At 68.8% G+C, this 13,996-nt stretch carries 17 protein-coding genes; 5 read left to right on the top strand and 12 right to left on the bottom strand.

Features of this window, described 5'->3' with window-relative positions; genetic code table 11:
- Positions 1-25: 25 nt before the first annotated feature.
- Both BGO82_RS04330 and BGO82_RS04325 read left to right on the top strand, forming a co-directional pair.
- The gene (locus BGO82_RS04330; RefSeq protein ID WP_291304321.1) at positions 26-229 is read left to right on the top strand and encodes a hypothetical protein; all 204 of its coding nucleotides are present in this window, start codon (positions 26-28) and stop codon (positions 227-229) included.
- Between the two features lie 78 nt (positions 230-307).
- Positions 308-727: a SufE family protein gene (locus BGO82_RS04325; protein WP_291304320.1), complete on the top strand. Its 420-nt coding sequence runs from the start codon at positions 308-310 to the stop codon at positions 725-727.
- Between the two features lie 2 nt (positions 728-729).
- On the opposite strand, the gene BGO82_RS04320 is transcribed toward BGO82_RS04325, so the two are convergent.
- From BGO82_RS04320 to mbhE, 10 genes are all read right to left on the bottom strand, one after another.
- Positions 730-1,482 carry a DUF6456 domain-containing protein gene (locus BGO82_RS04320; RefSeq protein ID WP_291304319.1) on the bottom strand — a complete coding sequence of 251 codons (753 nt, stop codon included), beginning with the start codon at positions 1,480-1,482 and terminating at the stop codon, positions 730-732.
- Positions 1,472-1,891, bottom strand: coding sequence for a helix-turn-helix domain-containing protein (locus tag BGO82_RS04315; protein WP_291304318.1), 420 nt, complete (start codon positions 1,889-1,891; stop codon positions 1,472-1,474). The genes BGO82_RS04320 and BGO82_RS04315 overlap by 11 nt, the downstream gene beginning before the upstream one ends.
- Positions 1,892-2,062: 171 nt before the next feature.
- Entirely contained in the window at positions 2,063-2,488 is a 426-nt protein-coding gene (locus BGO82_RS04310) for a MucR family transcriptional regulator (RefSeq protein ID WP_291304317.1), read from the bottom strand.
- Between the two features lie 142 nt (positions 2,489-2,630).
- Positions 2,631-2,951, bottom strand: a complete 321-nt coding sequence (mnhG, locus tag BGO82_RS04305; RefSeq protein ID WP_291304316.1) for a monovalent cation/H(+) antiporter subunit G — start codon at positions 2,949-2,951, stop codon at positions 2,631-2,633.
- Positions 2,948-3,214 (bottom strand): monovalent cation/H+ antiporter complex subunit F, encoded by a 267-nt coding sequence (locus tag BGO82_RS04300; protein ID WP_291304315.1) that lies wholly within the window; start codon positions 3,212-3,214, stop codon positions 2,948-2,950. Before BGO82_RS04300 ends, mnhG begins: the two co-directional genes overlap by 4 nt.
- Complete coding sequence (locus BGO82_RS04295) at positions 3,211-3,525, bottom strand: Na+/H+ antiporter subunit E (RefSeq protein ID WP_291304314.1); 315 nt, start codon at positions 3,523-3,525, stop codon at positions 3,211-3,213. The genes BGO82_RS04300 and BGO82_RS04295 overlap by 4 nt, the downstream gene beginning before the upstream one ends.
- On the bottom strand, positions 3,522-5,003 hold the full coding sequence (locus BGO82_RS04290; RefSeq protein ID WP_291304313.1) for a proton-conducting transporter membrane subunit: 1,482 nt from the start codon (positions 5,001-5,003) through the stop codon (positions 3,522-3,524). Before BGO82_RS04290 ends, BGO82_RS04295 begins: the two co-directional genes overlap by 4 nt.
- A 3-nt stretch (positions 5,004-5,006) precedes the next feature.
- Positions 5,007-5,384, bottom strand: a complete 378-nt coding sequence (locus BGO82_RS04285) for a Na+/H+ antiporter subunit C (RefSeq protein WP_291304441.1) — start codon at positions 5,382-5,384, stop codon at positions 5,007-5,009.
- Complete coding sequence (locus BGO82_RS04280; RefSeq protein WP_291304312.1) at positions 5,384-5,788, bottom strand: MnhB domain-containing protein; 405 nt, start codon at positions 5,786-5,788, stop codon at positions 5,384-5,386. The genes BGO82_RS04285 and BGO82_RS04280 overlap by 1 nt, the downstream gene beginning before the upstream one ends.
- Positions 5,785-8,109 (bottom strand): hydrogen gas-evolving membrane-bound hydrogenase subunit E, encoded by a 2,325-nt coding sequence (gene mbhE / locus BGO82_RS04275; RefSeq protein ID WP_291304311.1) that lies wholly within the window; start codon positions 8,107-8,109, stop codon positions 5,785-5,787. Before mbhE ends, BGO82_RS04280 begins: the two co-directional genes overlap by 4 nt.
- 134 nt (positions 8,110-8,243) lie before the next feature.
- Between mbhE and BGO82_RS04270 the strand changes: the two genes are divergently transcribed.
- From BGO82_RS04270 to BGO82_RS04260, 3 genes are all read left to right on the top strand, one after another.
- Positions 8,244-10,325, top strand: a complete 2,082-nt coding sequence (locus tag BGO82_RS04270; RefSeq protein WP_291304310.1) for a S9 family peptidase — start codon at positions 8,244-8,246, stop codon at positions 10,323-10,325.
- A 101-nt stretch (positions 10,326-10,426) separates the two neighbouring features.
- Positions 10,427-11,035: a superoxide dismutase gene (locus BGO82_RS04265; protein ID WP_291304309.1), complete on the top strand. Its 609-nt coding sequence runs from the start codon at positions 10,427-10,429 to the stop codon at positions 11,033-11,035.
- A 114-nt stretch (positions 11,036-11,149) separates the two neighbouring features.
- Positions 11,150-11,647: a response regulator gene (locus tag BGO82_RS04260; protein ID WP_291304308.1), complete on the top strand. Its 498-nt coding sequence runs from the start codon at positions 11,150-11,152 to the stop codon at positions 11,645-11,647.
- Between the two features lie 192 nt (positions 11,648-11,839).
- Here the strand turns inward: BGO82_RS04260 and BGO82_RS04255 are convergent, their stop codons facing one another.
- Both BGO82_RS04255 and BGO82_RS04250 read right to left on the bottom strand, forming a co-directional pair.
- Positions 11,840-12,403 (bottom strand): hypothetical protein, encoded by a 564-nt coding sequence (locus BGO82_RS04255; protein WP_291304307.1) that lies wholly within the window; start codon positions 12,401-12,403, stop codon positions 11,840-11,842.
- A complete protein-coding gene (locus tag BGO82_RS04250) occupies positions 12,403-13,929 on the bottom strand; it encodes a helicase HerA-like domain-containing protein (RefSeq protein ID WP_291304306.1) in 1,527 nt (508 codons plus the stop codon). Before BGO82_RS04250 ends, BGO82_RS04255 begins: the two co-directional genes overlap by 1 nt.
- Between the last annotated feature and the right edge of the window lie 67 nt (positions 13,930-13,996).

Here is a 13,996-nt window from a genome sequence, read left to right as displayed (position 1 = left end):
CAGCCCGTTAATCCGGAGAACGCAGATGCTACGATTCGGAGACAAGCAGGTCGCGCAGCGCATCGACATGCTGATCATCGTCGAGGGGAGCGCCAGGCTCGCCTGCACGCCGGCGAGCCGTTGCGACGACCGGACGGCAAGCAGCAGCGATGCCGAGCAGCAGGCGCCGCACCCGCGGCGCGACATCGGCTTTCTCGGCCTCGACCAGCGCTGGTGGACGCCGCGCTGAGCGCGGCCGGCAGAGCCGTCGGCCCGCTCGCGCCGGCACGCCCTGTTCATCGCCGGCATCCTGCCCTACATAGCGGCCATGCCGCATCCCGCCGCCTTCACCGCCATCGCCGAAAACCTCGGCTTCCTAGACGATTGGGAAGACCGCTACAAATACATCATCGAGCTCGGCCAGGCGCTGCCGCCGCTGGCGGAGTCCGAGAAAACTTCCGCCACCAGGGTCAATGGCTGCGTGTCGCAGGTGTGGCTGGTGACCGAGCGCGCCGGCGACCTGCTCACCTATCGCGGCGAGTCCGACGCGATGATCGTGCGCGGCCTCGCCGCCATCCTCATCGCCCTCTATTCCGGCCGGACGCCACGGGAAATCGCCGACACCGACGCCATCGCCATCTTCGACGGGCTGGGGCTGCGCGAGCATCTGTCGACGCAGCGCTCCAACGGCCTGGTGGCGATGGTCAACCGCATCCGCTCGGAGGCGCGCGCGCTGGCCGCGGCCTGATCTCAGCCGAACTGCTCGGGGCGCGCGCCCTCCTCCATCCACCGGCGCTGCCGGCCCGTCTCCGGCCCGATCGCCGACGGCGCATAGCCGTAGTGGCGCGCCAGATGGTCGAGGCCGATGCGCAGCACCAGCTTGGCGCTGCGGCGCGGCCAGCCACGCTCGCGCTCCACGTCCTGCAGTCCCTTCAGCAGGCCGCACACATCCAGCACCACGCCGGCGCAGTCGCGCGGCAGCACGCGGTGCAGATCGGCCAGCGATCTGCGGGCATCGGCGGCGAGATCCGAGATGTCGCCCGCCGCATTGCCGGCGGTGCCCACCGAATGCGCGGCGGAATAGGCCATGGTCAGCCGCGGCTGCAGGCGGGCACGTTCGACCAGCCGGCGCACGCGTTCGCCGGCCTCGATCTGGTGTCGCTCGAGATAGCCGGCTTCGCCGCCGATCCCCGCCGCCAGCCGCGCCAGCGGACTCTCGGCGAGGTTGAGCTCGGCCCCGTCGGCGGCGCGCGCAACGATCCGATGCTGGCCGGCGAAGGCGTCGCGATCGAGTTGCGCCCGCCGCAGCCATGCGCCGGTCAGGGCGTTGGCCCGGCACGACGCCTCGTCGCCGTCGAGCACGCCGTCGCTGACCAGCTGCTTGACCGCCACCGCCGGCGCGCGGCGATTGTCGGCGGTCGCGAAGGCCCCGCCGCGCCGCCGGCCGGTTCTGCCCTGCAGCAGGGCGCGCACGAATTGCCGCAGTCCGGCGTCAATGGGCATCGAGCGCCTCCGCCGTTTCGCCCGCCGCCTGCGGCGTCCAGCCTTCGGCCTCGGTCAGCGCCAGTTCGGCATCGAGCACCAGGTCGCGCTCGCGCTGCAGCTCGATCTGCATGCACGCATGCGACACCGTCGTGCGGTCGCGCCCGAACAACTCGCCGACCACGTCCTGGGTGCGGCCGAGCAGCACGTGGCAGAGATACATCGCGATCTGCCGGGCGTGGCAGGCGCTGCCGGCGCCGCGCGATCCCTGCATCAGATCGCGCAGCGACACCCGGCGGCGGCGGGCGATGCGGACCACCAGAGCGTAGGCGAGCGGGTCCTGCCGCAGCCGTTCGAGCCGCACCCGGCTGCGCGGCGCAAGCCTGTCGACAGCCGGATCTGAAGCGAATTCGGATACGATGTGCTGCATGGTGTCGCCCCCATAAATAGGAATGTATTCCTATCATAGGGACGTGCGAAACCACCGTGGATATCTTTTTCGCATCCCTGCCGAAACAGCGATGCCGCTCAATCGGTTAGCTCAAAAACAGAACGGCCGCCCGGAGAGGCGGCCGCTGTGCTGACGTGCGACTCAAGCGGTCTATTTGGTGGCTTTCTTGCCCAGGCCATTGTCCTTGGCCAGACGCGACCGCGTGGCGGAATAGTTGGGGGCGACCATCGGGTAGTCGGCCGGAAGGCCCCACTTCTCCCGATATTCCTCGGGAGACATATCGTAATGCGTGCGAAGGTGCCGCTTCAGCGATTTGAATTTCTTGCCGTCTTCGAGACAGACAATGAAGTCCGGGGCCACCGATTTGCGCACCGGAACGGCCGGCCGCAATTCTTCGGACGGCTCGGCCGGCGCTGCACCCTGAAGGCCCTTCAGGGCGGAATGCACATCGGCGATTAGTTTGGGCAGATCAGTAACGCTAAGCGCATTGTGGCTGACATACGCGCTCACGATTTCAGTGCTGAGATCGATGAGATCGTTGTCAGACCCCGCTGCGCTGACATTTTGCTCAGTCATCGGGTATCCCTTTGTTTTGGGCCTGAGCAAGCTGGGCGCAAACTTGCTTGGCGACGAATCTCTATGGCCATCCAAAAGCGATTGCAACTTACGAATCAGACAACGCACCGCAACAAAGGACGCAATATTCGTCGTTGCACGATCAATGATTGCTTGTGAATTCGTTAATACTGGTCGACGTGCTGGAAGGAACGCCGGAGCGCAGCGCGGCGCGGGCCAGCAGGTGCGCGGCGATGGGGCTGACGAGGATCAGGAACAGCAGGCCGAGCAGCACCCGCAGCACGATCAGCGGCTCGCCGGAATGCAGTCCCGCCCCCACCAGAATCAGCCCGACGCCGAGCGGGCCGGCCTTCGAGGCGGCATGCAGCCGCGTATAGACATCGGGGAAGCGGAGCACGCCGAGCGCACCCAGCAGGGCGAACAGCGCGCCGATCAGGATGATGAGGTCTGCCGCGTAGCTCATTGGTGTCGCTGACTGATCAGGTAACGGGCGAAGGCGGCGCTGGCGACGAAGCCGACCAGCGCCAGGGCGATGGCGATGTCGAGATAGAGCCATTGCCGGACGGTTACGGCGAAGATGGCGATGAGCCCGACCGCGAGGGTCGTCGCCAGGTCGAGGCCGAGGATGCGGTCGGCCAGGGTCGGGCCGCGCAGCACGCGGATGACGGCCATCAGCATAGCCACCGCCAGCAGCACATAGGCGCCGTCGAGCACGAGATCGGTCATCTGATCGTCCTCAGGATCTGGGTTTCGAAGCCGGCGGCGATCTGGCCGATCACCGCCTCTCTGTCGGCGAGGTCGAGGACGTGGATGAACAGCGTCCGCCGGTCGTCCGACACGTCGATGCTGAGCGTCCCCGGCGTCAGCGTCACCATGTTGGCGAGCAGCGCGATCTGCCGGTCGCTGGTGACGCTCAGCGGATAAGCGATGATGCCCGGGCGCAGCGCCAGCCTGGGCTGCACCGCCAGCCAGGCGACGCGCAGCGCGCTGAGGATCAGCTCGCGTACGAACAGGCCGACGAGGCGCAGCCAGTTCATGGCGCAAGCCCCACGGCGACGACGTAGCGGGCGGGGTCGGCCAGGTCGTGCGCCGCCACCATGCCGATCCCGATCAGCAGGTTCGGCGCCACGCCGAGCAGCAGCACGGTGCCGACCAGCAGGATCGCCGGGGCGTAGCTCGGCGGCCGCAGCAGCGGCGCGTGGCGCGGATGCCAGAACACGAAGGACCACAGCCGCGCGCCGGCGATCAGCGTCAGCAGCGAGCTCAGCAGCAGGCTCAGCGCCAGCAGCCAGTCGCCCGCACCGATCAGTCCCTGCAGCAGCAGCAGCTTGGGCCAGAAGCCGAGAAACGGCGGCACGCCGGCGATCGCCAGCACCAGCGCGAAGAACATGATCGAGAGGCGAGAGCTCGCGGCATAGAGCCCGCCCATCTCGCGCGTGTCGGTCGTCCCCGTCGCCCGCTCGATGAGGCCGGCGACGAGGTAGAGCGCGGCCATCACCAGGATCGACTGCCCGACATAGACGATCGCGCCCGGCACCGCGCCCGCGGTCGCCGCGCCGGTGATCGCGATGCCGATGCCGCCGATCAGCAGGAAGCCGACGGCGCGGCGCAGATTGGTCTCGGCGATGGCCGAGAGCGGCCCGAGCAGCATGGTGGCGATGGCAACAGCGGTGATCGCGGGCGACAGCATGGCGCGTTCGGTCGGCAGCAGCGCCAGCACTCGCAGCAGCGCGTAGACGCCGACCTTGGTGAGCACGCCGCCGAGCAGCGCCGAGATCGGCGCGGGCGGCGTGTGATAGGAGGCCGGCAGCCAGGCGTTGACCGGAAACACCGCCGCCTTGATGGCGAAGGCGAGCGCGAACAGCCCGGCGATCACCGTCAGCACGAGCCGGTCGGCCTTGCCCGCGGCGCCGATGATGTCGGCCATGTTCAGCGTTCCGAGCGCCCCGTAGAGCAGCCCCAGCGCCATCAGGAACAGCGTGGTCGCGACGAGGTTGACGATGCCGTATTTGACTGCGGCGTCGAGCTGCAGCGGATTGCCGGCCAGCACAACCAGCCCGAACGAGGCGATCAGCATCACCTCGAACCACACATAGAGGTTGAAGAGATCGCCGGTCAGGAACGCGCCGCCGACGCCCGCCATCAGCAGCAGCAGCAAGGGATAGACGCCGTCGCGCACGGCGCTTTCGGGCGCCTCGCCGAGCAGCGACAGCACCACGGCGACCGCCACCAGCGCCGACATCGTGGCGAACAGCACGCCCATGGCGTCGGCGGTGAAGCTGATGCCGAAGGGCGGCAGCCAGCGGCCCATGGTCATCGACACCGGGCCGCTCGCGAGGATGCGCGCCAGCAGCAGGCCATCGACCGCCAGCACCCCGAAGAGGATCGCAAGGCACAGCCAGGGCTGCCACGCCGGCGCCCGCCGCAGCACCAGCAGCAGCGCCCCGCCGCCGAGGCACAGCAGCACCGGCAGGATGACGAGCCAATCGGCGAGCGGCGTTGCGTGCGTGGCCACCGGTCAATACTCCAGCGGCGGCTGCGGCTGCGCCTCGGGCTCGGCCAGCCGCATATGGTCGGTATCGTCGGCATCCATCGCCTGGTAGGCGCGGAAGGCGAGCACCGCGAGGAACGCGAACAGCGCAAAGCCGATGACGATGGCGGTGAGGATCAGCGCCTGCGGCAGCGGATTGGCGAACGCCCCGGCCGGCACGTTCGCGCCCTTCGGCACGATCGGCGGCGCGCCGCGCGTCAGCCGCCCGGCGACGAAGATCAGGAGGTTCACGCCGTTGCCGAGCAGCACGATGCCGAGCAGCACGCGCACCAGCGCCCGCGACAGGATGAGATAGATCGCGGAAGCGACGAACAGCCCGACGAGCAGCGACAGCGCGGCCTCCATCACGCCCCCTCCCCGCCATCCTCGAGCGCCAGCGCGATGGCCGTCACCGTGCCGAAGACCGTCAGGTAGACGCCGATGTCGAACAGCCCCGGCGTGCCGAACACGTGCAGCGGCAGCCACAGGCCGGTGAGGTACGGCGCGCCGGCGAAGGCCGACACGGCGCCGCTCGCCGCCGCCAGCAGCACGCCCGCGCCGGCGATGGCGATCGGGTTGACGCGCAGCAGGCGGCGCACCGTCCCCACCCCCAGCGCCATGCCCAAGACGATGGCGGCGGAGGCGGCGAGGAGGCCGGCGATGAAGCCGCCGCCGGGGTCATTGTGGCCGCGCAACAGCAGGATAAGCGAGAACGTGCATGTCACGACGGCGATGATTGGCGCGGTTGTCCGGAAGATGAGCGTGTTCATTGCGACCCTTTCCGGCGGCGGAGCAGCGCCAGGACGGCGATGCCGGCGGTCATGACCACGGTGATCTCGCCCAGCGTGTCGAGGCCGCGATAGTCGACGAGGATGACGTTGACGATGTTGCGGCCATGGGCGAGCGCGACGCTGGCCGAGGCGAAGAAATCGCCGAGGCGGCTGTCGAAGCGGCCCTCGAGCACGCGCAGCAGCACCAGCGCGATGCCGGCGCCGCAGACCAGGGCGAGCGTGCCGTCGCGCAGCCAGTCCTCGAGCGGCCGCGGATCGCGCGGGCCGAGCCGCAGGCGGGTCATCACCAGCGCCAGCACCACCACCGACAGCACCTCGACCAGGAGCTGGGTGAAGCCGAGGTCGGGCGCGCCGAAATAGAGGAACAGCAGCGCCAGAGCCAGCCCCTGCAGGCCGAGCGCCAGGATGGCGGCAAGGCGGGTCGGCGCGATGACCACCGCGACGATGCCGGCAATGGCGAGCGCCATGCCGCCCCCTTCGTACGGCGTCAGCGCGGCGAAGGCGGGCGCGCCGGGCCAGGCGCCGAGGGTGCTGAGCGGCACGAAGAGCGTCAGCGCCAGGGCGGCGAACAGCAGCACCAGATAGAGCTCGAGGCGGCCGTGCTGCAGCAGCCGCGTGCAGTCACCGGCAAAGCGGATGAGGCCGAACATCAGCGCATCGAAGCCGCGGTCGATGCTCCAGGTAAAACGCCGCTCCAGCGCCGCGATGGCCGTGCGGACCGAGTCCGCGCGCCAGTAGAGCAGGCCGGCGCCGGCCCAGGTCGCGAGCGACAGCCAGAGGGGCAGGCCGAGCGGATCGACGGCGAGCGACAGGTGCGCCTCGACCGGATGGCCGACGATGGCCGCGGCCATGGGCGCGACGATCTGGTCGCCATAGGCCGACACGCCGAAGAGCACGGCCAGCCCGCAAAGGCCGAAGAGCGCCGGGCCGATCCACAGCGCGAAGCCGCCTTCATGCGGCGCCTCGGGCGTGACGACCAGCGGGCCCATGAACGGCTTGAGCCCCAGCGTCAGCGCGCTCGCCCCCATCAGCATGTTGCCGACGACCAGAACGACCAGCCCGACGGTCGCCGCGAAATCGTGCACATGCAGGTCGGCATAGATCTCCTCCTTGGCGAACCAGCCGAGGAAGGGCGGCAGGCCGAACATCGAGAGCGCCGCCAGCGCCGCGCAGATGAAGCTGATGGTCAGGTGGTCGCGCAGGCCGCCGAGCCGCGTGACGTCGCGGGTGCCGGTGCCGTGGTCGATGATGCCGGCGACGAGGAACAGGCCGGCCTTGTACAGCGCGTGGGCGACGAAATAGGCGGCGACCGCCATTGCCGCGACGGCGTCGCCGAAGCCGAGCAGCACCATCATCAGGCCGAGCGAGGCGATGGTGGTCTGGGCGAGGATCTGCTTGAGGTCGGTCTGCCCGAGTGCCCGGAACGCCCCCCACAGCAGCGTCGCGCCGCCGAACAGGCACAGCGTCCCCTGCCAGATCCAGGTGTCCGACATCAGCGGGCTGAAGCGGGCGAGGAGGTAGATGCCGGCCTGCACCATGGCCGCCGAATGGAGGAACGCCGACACGGGCGTCGGCGCCTCCATGGCGTTGGGCAGCCAGACATGGAACGGCAGCTGCGCCGATTTGGTGAAGGCCGCCAGCGCGAGGCAGGCAAAGACGATCGGGTACGACCAGACGGCGTCCAGCAGCGCCCGCGAATCGGCGAGGCGCGAAATGTCCCAGGTGCCGGCGAGTGTGCTCAGCAGCACGCCGCCGGCCAGCAGGGCCAGCCCGCCAATCGCCGTGACGATCAGCGCCTGCAGCGCCGCGCGGCGCGCGGCCGGCCGCTCGTGCTCGAAGCCGATCAGCAGATAGGAGGCGACCGCCGTCAGCTCCCAGAACACGAACAGCGCCACGAGGCTGTCGGACAGCACCAGGCCGAGCATGGAGCCGGTGAAGGCCAGAAGGATCGCCATGAAGCGGCCGAGCTGGCGGTGCGTCTTCAGGTAGCTGCCGGCATAGATCAGGATGAAGGCGCCGATGCCGGAGACGACCAGGCAGAAGGTGAGGCTCAAGCCGTCGATCAGGAAGTCGAAGCGCAGATCGAGCGCCGGTACCCAGCCGATGCCGAAGCGCACGATGCGGCCGCCGGCCACCTCGCCGATCATGGTGGCAAGCGCGGCAAAGATGCCGGCCGGCACGATGGCGAGGATCCAGCCGGCGGCGGCCCCGGTCTCCCGCACGATCAGCGGCGCCAGCAGCGCCATGAGGAACGGCGCCAGCAGCAAGGCCACGGCGAAGGCGTCGAAATCGAGTGCCATCTCTTGCCGGACGCCCCAGATAGATTCGGTCCCGCGAAGCTTAGCCGCGTCCGGGGCGATTGCCAGCGGCGCCGGCCGGTCGCCCACCGCTTCCGGGTTGGCGGCCCGGCGGCGCTTCCTATATGAGCCTCAGCATGAGCAAAACCCCGCCTTTTCCGCCACTTGCCGAGCGCCGGCAGCACGCCATCACGCAGTTCGGGGTGACGCGCGACGATCCCTATGCCTGGCTCAGAGCCGACAACTGGCAGGAGGTCATGCAGGCGCCCGAGACGCTGCCGGGCGATATCCGGGCCTATCTCGAAGCCGAAAACGCCTATTTCGCCGAAGCCTTCGAGGCCGGCCACGCCGAGCTGACCGAGACGATCTTCCGCGAGATCCGCGGCCGCATCAAGGAGGACGACAGCGGCATTCCCAGCCCCGACGGGCCGTGGGCCTACAATACGCGGATGCTGGAGGGCAAGCAGTACCCGCTGGTGGTGCGCACGCCGCGCGAGGGCGGCGCCGAAACCGTGCTGCTCGACTGCAATGTGGAGGCGGGCGAGGCGTATTTCGGCTTCGGCGGGGCCGACCATTCGCCCAACCACGAGCTGCTCGCCTGGTCTGCCGACCGGCAGGGCTCGGAGTACTACAGCATCGCCATCCGCGACCTCGCGACCGGCAAGGACACCGGCGAGGTGATCGCCGACACCGCCGACGGCGGCGTGTGGTCGCTCGACGGGCGCGCCCTCTACTACACCGAGTTCGACGAGAACCACCGGCCGTACCGGGTGCGCCGGCACCAGCTCGGCACGCCGCAGGCCGCCGACGAGATCGTGTTCGAGGAAGACGATCCGGGCTTTTTCATCAGCGTCGGCGAAACCCAGAGCCGGCGCTTCACCGTGATCGACGTGCACGACCACCAGACCTCGGAGGTGTGGCTGATCGACCGCGACACGCCGACGCCGCGGCTGGTGGCGCCGCGCCTGGCCGAGCGCGAATACGACGTCGAGGAGCGCAACGGGCTGCTCTACATCCTCACCAATGCCGACGGGGCCGAGGACTTCAAGATCGTCACCGCGCCGGCGGACGATCCGGGCAGCGACAACTGGACCGATCTCGTGCCGCACACGCCGGGCGTGCTGATCCTCGACATGGCGCTGCTCAGCAACCACATGGCGCGGCTCGAGCGCGTCGAGGGCCTGCCGCGCATTGTCGTCCGCGATCTGCGGACCGATGCCGAGTGGACGGTGAAGTTCGACGAAGAGGCCTATTCGCTGGGGGTGATGCCCGGCTACGAGTTCGACACCAACATGCTGCATATCGGCTACTCGTCGCCGACGACGCCGCACCGCACCTACGATCTCAATCTCGACACCGGGGCGCGCACTCTGCTCAAGCAGCAGGAGGTGCCGAGCGGGCACAATCCCGACGACTACGTCACGCGCCGCATCTTCGCGACGGCGCCCGACGGCGAGCGGGTGCCGGTCACCCTGCTGCATCGCAGGACGACGCCGATCGACGGCACCGCCCCCGCTTTGCTCTACGGCTACGGCGCCTATGGCATGGCGCTGCCGGCGAGCTTTTCGACCTCGGTGCTGTCGCTGGTCGATCGCGGCATCGTGTACGCCATCGCCCATGTCCGCGGCGGCACCGAAAAGGGCTATCGCTGGTACAAGGACGGCCGGCGCGAGCACAAGCACAACAGCTTCACCGACTTCATCGCCGCGGCCGAAACGCTGGTGGCCGAGGGCTATGCGGCGCCGGGCCGGATCGTGGCGGAAGGCGGCTCGGCCGGCGGGCTGCTGATGGGCGCCGTCGCCAATCTGCGGCCAGACCTGTGGGCCGGGGTGCTGGCCGAGGTGCCGTTCGTCGACGTGCTCAACACGATGAGCGACGACACCCTGCCGCTGACCCCGCCGGAATGGCCGGAATGGGGCAACCCGCTCGACTCGGAGGAGGATTTCCGGCGCATCGCCGGCTATTCGCCCTACGACCGGATCCAGGCGCAGGACTATCCGCCGATCTTCGCGCTGGCCGGGCTCACCGACCCGCGGGTGACCTATTGGGAGCCGGCGAAATGGGTGGCGAAGCTGCGCGCCAGCAAGACCGGCACGGCGCCGCTCTACCTCAAGACCCATATGGGCGCCGGCCACCAGGGCGCCTCCGGCCGCTTCGACCAGCTCAAGGAAACGGCGCTGTGCTACAGCTTCGCGCTGAGCTGCGTCGGATTGGCATAATCGTCCAATCCAGCGATTGGCCTCAACCGGCAAAAGGCCTATATCCATCGGCGAAGGCCGATAGAGCCCGACCAAGACATCCAGAAACTGGAGCAATCCTCATGGCACTCACCCTCCCCCCACTGCCTTACGCGTATGACGCCCTGCAGCCGTACATGTCCAAGGAAACGCTGGAGTTCCACCACGACAAGCACCACCAGGCCTATGTCACCAACGGCAACAAGCTGATGGAAGGCAAAGGGCTTGAAGTGCTGGAGCTCGAGGACCTCGTCAAGGAGGCGTTCGGCAAGGATCCGGCGCTCTTCAACAATGTCGGCCAGCACTACAACCACGTGCATTTCTGGAACTGGATGAAGCCCAATGGCGGCGGCGGCGCCAGCAAGGTGCCGGGCGAATTGCTGAAGAAGATCGAGAGCGACCTCGGCGGCTTCGACAAGTTCCGCGCCGACTTCCTCAATGCCGGCACCACCCAGTTCGGCTCGGGCTGGGCCTGGCTCAGCCTCAAGAACGGCAAGCTCGAGGTCAGCAAGACCGCCAATGGCGAAAGCCCGCTGGTGCACGGCAACGCGCATCCGCTGCTGGGCGTCGACGTGTGGGAGCACAGCTACTACATCGACTATCGCAACGCCCGGCCGAAATACCTCGAGGCCTGGTTCGACAATCTGGTGAACTGGGACCACGTCGCCTTCCTCTACGACGAAGCCAAGTAAGCCGGATTTCCCCGAGTCTTTGCCGAGGCAAGCGCCCGCTGGAGAGTCTCCAGCGGGCTTTTTCGTGCGCGCCGCTTCTAGCCGCCGGGGCCCCGTGTTAAGCTTTGCTTAACCATGACCCAACCGATCAACACCGTTGCCGTGCTCGTCGCCAATCCGGCGCTGTCGTCGATCCTGTCGATGACGCTGGCCGGCGCCTCGTCGCTGCGCGTCCGGCCGTTCGAGACGCAATTGGCGCTGATGACCTACCTCCGGCTGGCGCCGGCCGACCTGGTGATCGCCGATTTCGACAGCGTGCCGGCGCGCGCCGACCGGCTGGCCGAGGATCTGCGGCACGACCGCACCATCGGCGCCCGCGGCCTGCAGGTGATCGCGCTCGCCAGCGCCATGACGGCCGAGACCAAGGCGGCGTCGATCCATGCCGGGATCGACGAGGTGATCATGAAGCCGATGTCGCCGAAATACCTGGTCGAGCGCGTGCTCGCCCGGCTGGCGAGCCGCAAGGCGGCGGCGCCGGAACGGCGGACAAGCCTCAGGAAGCGCGACTGGTCGAGCTTCGGCGACAATGTGGTGCCGCTGTTCCGGCCGGCGCATCTGCACCGGCCGGTGTAAGGCACGAACAGGCGGCCGTTTAACCGAACGCAAAGTCCGGCGATCGCTGCCCCCACCCTCGGGTCCCTCCCCGCAAGGGGAGGGAGGCGATGGAACGGCATTCTCCGATGTTTCAGTCAGGCTCCCCTCCCCCCTGCGGGGAGGGGGTGGGGGGCCACGACCACCGTCGCCGACCTGGCGCGGCAAACCGCTTCAGAGCGCCGTCGCTCCCTGGTCGACGAGCCATGAAATCTTGTTCCACATGTCGTCGAGATTGGTGGCGAACTGCACGTAGCGGTCGTGGTTGCGGATGGAATTGGAGATGACGTCGGCGGCGTAGCCGCGCACCACCTTGAAGGCGTCGTGGTGGTCGTAGAAGACGACAGGCTTGCGCCCGGCCCCGCCGCCGCCGCGCACCCAGGTGAGATAGAGGCTGGTGGCCGAGGCCAGCGAGCCGGGGAGCGCCACGTAGAGCTGCGACAATGCCGCGAGGCGCTGCAGCCGGTCCTCGCGGTCGGGAATGTGCTCCACGACGACGCCGCCGAAGGCCGAGGGCTCGGAATAGTCCTCGGCGGCGATCAGCGTCACCTCGCCGCCGGCGGTACGGGCGCTGGTGATCAGCGGCACCGGCACGCCCTCGTCGCCGAGGCAGACGAGGCGCGCGCCGCGGCGGGCGAGGAAGCTGCCGACCTGCGACATGATCGAGGCGCGCTCGGCATCGCCGGGCCCGCGGTCGGAGGCGAAGACGCCCAGCACGGGGTGCGTGTCGGGCGCCATCAGAAGCCTTTGCTCAGGCTGCCGAGAATGCCGCGGACCAGCGCCCGGCCGAGCTGGCCGGAGACGTTGCGGGCCAGCGATTTCATCGCCGCCTCGGTGACGCTTTCGCGGTTCGAGCGGCGGGCCGGCGGCGGGCCGGCGTCCTGGCGATAGCGCGGCGGGCCGCTGCGCGGCGCCGGCTCGGGCTGGGATTGCGGCGACGGCGGCTGCTGCGGCGCGGGCGGCGCGGTCTTGGCCGCGGCCTTCTTCTGCAGCACCTCGAACGCCGATTCGCGGTCGATCACCTGATTGTACTGGATGCCGACGGGCGAGGCGTCGATCACCGCCTGCCGCTCCTCCGGCGTCACCACGCCGACGCGCGCCGAGGGCGGCCGGATCAGCGTGCGGTTGACGATCGAGGGCACGCCGCCGTCCTCGAGCACCGACACCAGCGCCTCGCCGATGCCGAGCTGGGTGATGATCTCGGCGGTCGAGAACGCCGGATTGGCGCGGAAGGTGTCGGCGGCGACCTTCACCGCCTTCTGGTCGCGCGGGGTATAGGCGCGCAGCGCGTGCTGCACGCGGTTGGAGAGCTGCGACAGCACGCGGTCGGGAATGTCGATGGGGTTCTGCGTGCAGAAATACACGCCCACGCCCTTGGAGCGCACCAGCTTGACCACCTGCTCGACCTTGTCGACCAGCGCCCTGGGGGCGTCGTCGAACAGCAGATGCGCCTCGTCGAAGAAGAAGACGAGCCGGGGCTTGGCCGGATCGCCGATTTCGGGCAGCTGCTCGAACAGCTCGCTCAGCATCCACAGCAGGAAGGTGGCGTAAAGGCGCGGCGCGCGCATGAGCTGGTCGGCGGCGAGGATGGAGACGACGCCCCGCCCGTCGGTGCCGGTGCGCATCAGGTCGGCGATCTCCAGCGCCTTCTCGCCGAAGAAATTGGCGGCCCCCTGCTGCTCCAGCACCAGCAAAGCGCGCTGCACCGCGCCGATGGAGGCGGTGGCGACGTTGCCATAGGTGGCGGAGAGCTCGCTGGAGCGCTTTTCGACCTCGACCAGCAGCGCCCGCAGATCCTTGAGGTCGAGCAGCAGCAGGCCGTTGTCGTCGGCGAATCTGAAGGCGACGTTGAGCACGCCCTCCTGCGTGTCGTTGAGGTCGAGGATGCGCGACAGCAGCAGCGGCCCCAGCTCCGAGATGGTGGCGCGCACCGGGTGGCCCTGCTTGCCGAACAGGTCCCAGAAGATCGCCGGGAATCTGTCGTTGGCCCAGTCGTCGAAGCCGATCTCCCTGGCGCGCTTGACGATCCAGCCCTCGGGCGTGCCCGGCTGCGAGATGCCGGCGAGGTCGCCCTTCACGTCGGCGACGAACACCGGCACGCCGGCGCGGGAGAAGCCTTCGGCGAGGCCCTGCAGCGTCACCGTCTTGCCGGTGCCGGTGGCGCCGGTGATCAGGCCATGGCGGTTGCCGTATTTGAGCAGCAGATATTCCGGCCTGGTGCTGACGCCCATGAAGATGCGGTCATCGAGCAACAGGCTGGGCATACGGCACTCCCCCGGGGATTCGGACGCTGGTCGGGCGAAACTATACCGGCGCCATGGCCCAGCGCCA

It is taken from the genome of Devosia sp. 67-54 (genome assembly GCF_001899075.1).
GTDB lineage: Bacteria > Pseudomonadota > Alphaproteobacteria > Rhizobiales > Devosiaceae > Devosia_A.
Note: the sequence above shows the minus strand (reverse complement) of the source record. Positions and strands in the feature narration are given on the sequence as shown.

Excerpts from the sequence above, each read along its gene's own strand:
- BGO82_RS04285 (WP_291304441.1), bottom strand. The coding sequence starts at position 5,384 with ATGGAGGCCGCGCTGTCGCTGCTCGTCGGGCTGTTCGTCGCTTCCGCG.
- BGO82_RS04330 (WP_291304321.1), top strand. The coding sequence starts at position 26 with ATGCTACGATTCGGAGACAAGCAGGTCGCGCAGCGCATCGACATGCTG.
- BGO82_RS04270 (WP_291304310.1), top strand. The coding sequence starts at position 8,244 with ATGAGCAAAACCCCGCCTTTTCCGCCACTTGCCGAGCGCCGGCAGCAC.
- BGO82_RS04260 (WP_291304308.1), top strand. The coding sequence starts at position 11,150 with ATGACCCAACCGATCAACACCGTTGCCGTGCTCGTCGCCAATCCGGCG.
- BGO82_RS04280 (WP_291304312.1), bottom strand. The coding sequence starts at position 5,788 with ATGAACACGCTCATCTTCCGGACAACCGCGCCAATCATCGCCGTCGTG.
- mnhG (WP_291304316.1), bottom strand. The coding sequence starts at position 2,951 with ATGAGCTACGCGGCAGACCTCATCATCCTGATCGGCGCGCTGTTCGCC.
- BGO82_RS04300 (WP_291304315.1), bottom strand. The coding sequence starts at position 3,214 with ATGACCGATCTCGTGCTCGACGGCGCCTATGTGCTGCTGGCGGTGGCT.
- BGO82_RS04310 (WP_291304317.1), bottom strand. The coding sequence starts at position 2,488 with ATGACTGAGCAAAATGTCAGCGCAGCGGGGTCTGACAACGATCTCATC.
- BGO82_RS04295 (WP_291304314.1), bottom strand. The coding sequence starts at position 3,525 with ATGAACTGGCTGCGCCTCGTCGGCCTGTTCGTACGCGAGCTGATCCTC.
- BGO82_RS04250 (WP_291304306.1), bottom strand. The coding sequence starts at position 13,929 with ATGCCCAGCCTGTTGCTCGATGACCGCATCTTCATGGGCGTCAGCACC.
- BGO82_RS04265 (WP_291304309.1), top strand. The coding sequence starts at position 10,427 with ATGGCACTCACCCTCCCCCCACTGCCTTACGCGTATGACGCCCTGCAG.
- BGO82_RS04315 (WP_291304318.1), bottom strand. The coding sequence starts at position 1,891 with ATGCAGCACATCGTATCCGAATTCGCTTCAGATCCGGCTGTCGACAGG.
- BGO82_RS04255 (WP_291304307.1), bottom strand. The coding sequence starts at position 12,403 with ATGGCGCCCGACACGCACCCCGTGCTGGGCGTCTTCGCCTCCGACCGC.
- BGO82_RS04325 (WP_291304320.1), top strand. The coding sequence starts at position 308 with ATGCCGCATCCCGCCGCCTTCACCGCCATCGCCGAAAACCTCGGCTTC.
- BGO82_RS04320 (WP_291304319.1), bottom strand. The coding sequence starts at position 1,482 with ATGCCCATTGACGCCGGACTGCGGCAATTCGTGCGCGCCCTGCTGCAG.
- mbhE (WP_291304311.1), bottom strand. The coding sequence starts at position 8,109 with ATGGCACTCGATTTCGACGCCTTCGCCGTGGCCTTGCTGCTGGCGCCG.